General features: G+C 75.4%; 5 protein-coding genes. 2 read left to right on the top strand and 3 right to left on the bottom strand.

Annotated elements, in window-relative coordinates:
- Both HMPREF3159_RS10810 and HMPREF3159_RS10805 read left to right on the top strand, forming a co-directional pair.
- Positions 1–745: C40 family peptidase (locus HMPREF3159_RS10810; RefSeq protein ID WP_070501032.1), on the top strand; the 745-nt coding region annotated here is incomplete at its 5' end.
- Between the two features lie 113 nt (positions 746–858).
- The gene (locus HMPREF3159_RS10805; RefSeq protein ID WP_070501031.1) at positions 859–1,686 is read left to right on the top strand and encodes a hypothetical protein; all 828 of its coding nucleotides are present in this window, start codon (positions 859–861) and stop codon (positions 1,684–1,686) included.
- On the opposite strand, the gene HMPREF3159_RS10800 is transcribed toward HMPREF3159_RS10805, so the two are convergent.
- From HMPREF3159_RS10800 to HMPREF3159_RS10790, 3 genes are all read right to left on the bottom strand, one after another.
- Positions 1,683–2,525: an HAD hydrolase family protein gene (locus HMPREF3159_RS10800; RefSeq protein WP_070501030.1), complete on the bottom strand. Its 843-nt coding sequence runs from the start codon at positions 2,523–2,525 to the stop codon at positions 1,683–1,685. The genes HMPREF3159_RS10805 and HMPREF3159_RS10800 overlap by 4 nt on opposite strands.
- A 79-nt stretch (positions 2,526–2,604) precedes the next feature.
- Entirely contained in the window at positions 2,605–3,468 is an 864-nt protein-coding gene (locus tag HMPREF3159_RS10795; RefSeq protein WP_083305918.1) for a putative RNA methyltransferase, read from the bottom strand.
- Positions 3,469–3,701: 233 nt separating this feature from the next.
- Positions 3,702–4,501 (bottom strand): C40 family peptidase (locus HMPREF3159_RS10790; protein ID WP_070501029.1); only part of this gene is annotated, 800 nt, incomplete at its 5' end.

Below are 4,501 nucleotides of genomic sequence, written 5' to 3'. Positions count from 1 at the left end.
CGGTGCCGAGGACGCTGAGGGCGCCGGGGACCAGGCCGCCGTCGCCGCCCTCGCCCCCGCCGCCGGCACCGCCTTCTCCGTCGAGGTCGGCCCGACCGCCGAGGAGATCGCCGCCGCCGAGGCCGCCGAGCGCGAGGCGGCCGAGCAGGCCGCGCAGGAGCAGGCCGCGCAGGACCAGGCCGAGCAGGAGCAGGCCGAGGCGCAGCAGGACGAGTCCGCCGACTCCGAGGAGCAGACCGAGACCCGCGAGGACGACTCCGCGGAGACCTCCTCCCGCTCCAACGAGCGCGAGGAGCCGGCCGAGGACGAGCCGCTGGAGAGCAGCGCGGACGAGTCCCGCAGCTCCGAGCGCTCCGAGAGCAGCTCTTCCGAGGAGCAGGAGGAGTCCGCCCCGGCTCCCTCCGCCGCCAAGGGCAGCTCCATCCTCGCCACCGCCCGCTCCGGCATCGGCACCCCCTACGTCTACGGCGGCACCTCCCCGTCGGGCTGGGACTGCTCCGGCTTCGTGCAGTGGGTCTACGCCCAGCACGGCATCAGCCTTCCCCGCGGCGCGGGCGACCAGGCCGCCGCCGGCACCGTGATCCCGCGCTCCGAGGCCCGCCCCGGCGACCTCGTCTACAAGCCCGGTCACATCGGCATCTACGCCGGCGGCAACCAGTTCGTCGATGCGGGCAACAGCCGCGTGGACACCTCCGAGCGCAACATCTACTCCGGCAGCTGGACCTTCATCCGCATCGGCGGCTGAACGGCGCTGTCCCTCGACGGCCCCGCCGCGCCCCTGCCGGGCGAGGCGGGGCCGTCGTCGTGCGTGGGGGAGGACACGGCGACGGGCGAGAGGCACGGCGGTACCGTGTCCTGGTGTCCTCCCTGCGTGATCTGCTCTCCGTCCTGCTGCTGACCGCGGCGACGCTGCTCGGCGCCCTCTGGCTCCCCGGGGCCTGGATCGAGCGCAACGTCGTGGACCAGGAGGGCTTCCTCGCGATCACCCAGCCGCTCGCCGAGGACGCCACCCTGCAGCGCTCCCTCACCGACAGCGCCGTGGACGAGGCGCTGGACCACGAGCTCGTCCCCGGGTTCGTCGCCGACCGGGCCACGCCGCTCCTCCAGGAGCAGGCCTCGAAGGTCACCGGCACCGAGGCTTACACGGAGGTGTGGGACCGCGCGATGGTCGAGCTGCACGGTGCGCTGTTCACCCCCGGTGCCTCGCCCCTGGACGTGGACCTGTTGCCGCTCATCGACTCCCTGCTCGCCGGGGTCGAGGACACCCTGCCGCTGATCGACGACCTGCCCCGCCCGGGGGAGGCGAGCGTGACCCTCGCCAGCATCCCCGACGTGCCGCTGCTGCACCGCGCCACCGTGCTGGACCCCTGGGCGCACCGGGCCGGACCGATCGCCCTGGGCCTGGCCGTGCTCGCCGTCCTCGTCGCCGGGCACCGTCGCCTCATGCTCACCCTCGCCGGGATCGGCGCCGTGCTCGCCGGGCTTGCGACCTGGCTGCTCACCACCCGCATCGAGGGCCTCGTCCCCGATGCCGTCGACCAGGCGGTGTTCCTCGGCCCGATCGTGCAGGTCTTCGAGCAGCGCTTCGCCGCCGAGGTGATGCCGCAGGGCGTCATCATGCTCGGGGCCGGGGCGCTGGTCGCCGCCGCCGGGCTCGTGGTGATCGGGCTGCGCCGCAGCAGCTAGAGCATGCCGAGGCGGGCGAACGCCTCCTCCACGCCGTGCTCGGACGGGGGAGCCACCTCCATGTCCGCCGCGGCGAGCACCTCGGGACGGGAGCCGCGGATCGCGACCCCCGTGCCCGCGGCCCGCAGCATCCCCAGATCGTTCGCCCCGTCGCCCACCGCGACCGTGTCCTCGATGCCCAGCCCCAGGTGCTCGGCCGCCAGGCGCAGCCCGTCGACCTTGTCGACCTCGGCGAGGTGCAGCTCCCCGGAGCCTCGGCCGTCCTCCGAGATCGAGTTCGGCAGCGCCCCGACCTCGGGGCCGACCTCCGCGGCGAGCTGCTCGATCGGCACCGGCGAGCTCCACACCGAGATCTTCGCGAAGGAGACGGAGGCCGGATCCTCGGGCACCGAGATCGCCTCGATGATGTCGGCGAAGCCCCGCCCCAGCGCGCCCGCGGCGGGGACGGGCGCTCCGCGGCGGCGTCGCTCGAGCCGATCGGCCGACGAGGCCGAGCACCACAGCGCCTCGGGCGCCTCGAGCGCGTAGGCGGCGCCGTGCGCCTCGAGCACCTCGACGGTGCGCCGGGCGAGCGCGGCGGGGAAGCGCACATCGCGCAGCAGCTCCTCGCCGATCCGGAGGTGCCCGCCCGCCGAGGTGATCATGCCGTCGAACAGCGCGGCGACGTCGGGGGCGACGATCGAGGCGGGCCGCCCGGTGCTCAGCAGGATCGCATGGCCGGCCGCGCGGGCGGCGAGGACCGCCTCGGCCTGGGCGCGCGGGACGATCCCGCTCTCGGCGAGGGTGCCGTCGAAGTCGAGGAAGGCGGCACGGCGGCGGAAGGGGGCGGACGAGGGCACGACGCTCCTGGGGTGGGACGGACGGGACCCTCAGCCTAGGCGAGGGGCGGCGTCGAGCCTGGGCGGGAGCGGCGAGCGCTCAGCGCGGACGGTGCAGGCTGGCGAGCACCGAGACGGTCACCTCGCGGGGCGCCCCGCCGGGGCCGTCGGCGCCGTCGAGGGCGGCGAGGTCCACGTGACGGGCGCTGGGGGTCATCGCGACCAGGTCGCGGGCCATCGCGTCGTCGAGTGCGACCGTGAGCCGCAGCGGTCGGGAGTCCTCGACGGTGAAGTGCGGGGCGAGCGCCTCGGCGAGCCGCTCCTCCTTGCGCGGGTCTGGCCGGACCATCCCCGGCACGTGCTCGCGCAGCTCGGCCAGGTGCTCGGCCGCGGGACGCACCACGAGCAGGCGCCCGCCCGGGCTCAGCACCCGCGCGAACTCCGCCGGGTTCCGGGGCGCGAACACGTCCATCACGAGGTCGACGCCGGCATCCCGCAGGGGGAAGGGCGAGAACACGTCCCAGCCGGCCGCGGCGGCCCGGTCGTGGGCGCGGGCGGCGAAGCGCAGGGCCCGCGGTGCGGTGTCCACGCCGAGGCCTTGCGCCCCGGGGACGCGGTCCAGCACCGAGGAGAGGTAGTGGCCGGTGCCGCAGCCGATGTCGAGCACGCGCGGATCGTCCGTGCCCTCGAGCGCCCGGGCGGCGAGGTCCGCGACGAGCTCCCGCAGGGCGTCGTACGCGCCGGTGGAGAGGAAGGAGTCCCGGGCCCGGGCCATGTCGTCGTCGTCCCCGCTGATGGGGGCGCTGCCGGGCAGCAGCGAGACGTACCCCGCGCGGGCCAGGTCGAAGCTGTGGCCGCTCGGGCAGCGGAGGGTGCGATCGGTGAGCGCGAACGGCTCCCGACAGTGCGGGCACAGCAGCGCGTCGAGCCAGGGGAGCAGGGCGTCGGGGACGGGACGGGACACGACCGACAGCGTACGTCCCGTCGCCGCCGGGCTCTTCGGACGTCTGACGTGCCCGGAGCGCCGCCGGTCGCCCGAGCCTGCTCGAGAAGGCGCCGGGTCCGCCGCCGATCGGCTTCTTCCGCTCACCCGGCACATGCCGAAGGCCCGGCCCCGTGGAACGGGACCGGGCCTGCGGCGCGGTGGTGCCGAGCGCCTCGGCGAGGGAGCCGGGGCTCAGCGGGTGAGCCGGCGGCTCAGCGGTAGGTGACGAAGTCGGTCGGGTTGCCCCAGATCTCGCGCTCGACGACCTGCTGCTTGGAGCCGGAGGCATCGATGATCTTGCCGTCGCCTGAGTAGATCGCGATGTGGCCGGGCCACACCACGAGGTCGCCGGGCTGCAGCTCGGACTGCGAGATGCTGGTGCCCGCGGCGGCCTGCTGGCTGCTGGTGCGGGGCACGTCGATGCCTGCCTGACCGTAGGCGTAGGCCACCAAGCCCGAGCAGTCCATGCCGCTGAGCGAGGAGCCGCCCCAGGAGTAGGGGGTGCCCACGGCGGAGCGGGCCGCGTCGACGATCGCATTGCCGGAGGTGGAGGTCGAGGCGGTGCTGACCGCGGCGCTGCCGGCGGGGGCGGAGGGGGTCGAGATGGTGGCCTCGGAGCCGGAGTCGACCGAGCCGCTCCCGCCCTCGAGGGCGGCGCGGGGGTCGGGGCCGACCACGCCGTCCACGGCGATACCGGCGGAGGACTGGACGTCCTGGACCGCGTCCTCGGTCATCGAGCCGAAGAAGCCGGTGACGGGCAGGTCGGCGCCGCGGTCGTTGAGCGCGGACTGGAGCTGCTCGACGGAGGCGCCGGAGTCGCCGCGGCGCAGCGTCTCGGCCGAGGTCTCGGCCGAGGTCTCGGCCGAGGTGGAGGCGGTGTCGGCGGCCGGGGCCTGCTCAGCGGCGGTGGACTGCGAGGAGGAGTCCTCCATCAGCGCCAGGTCGTTCGCGTGGGCGGCGCCGCCGGTGAAAGCGGTGCCGAGCAGCACCGAGCCGAGGACGGCGGCGCCGC

It is taken from the genome of Brachybacterium sp. HMSC06H03 (assembly GCF_001807385.1).
In the GTDB taxonomy this organism is placed as follows: Bacteria; Actinomycetota; Actinomycetes; order Actinomycetales; family Dermabacteraceae; genus Brachybacterium; species Brachybacterium conglomeratum.
This window is presented reverse-complemented; position numbering and strand designations above follow the sequence as displayed.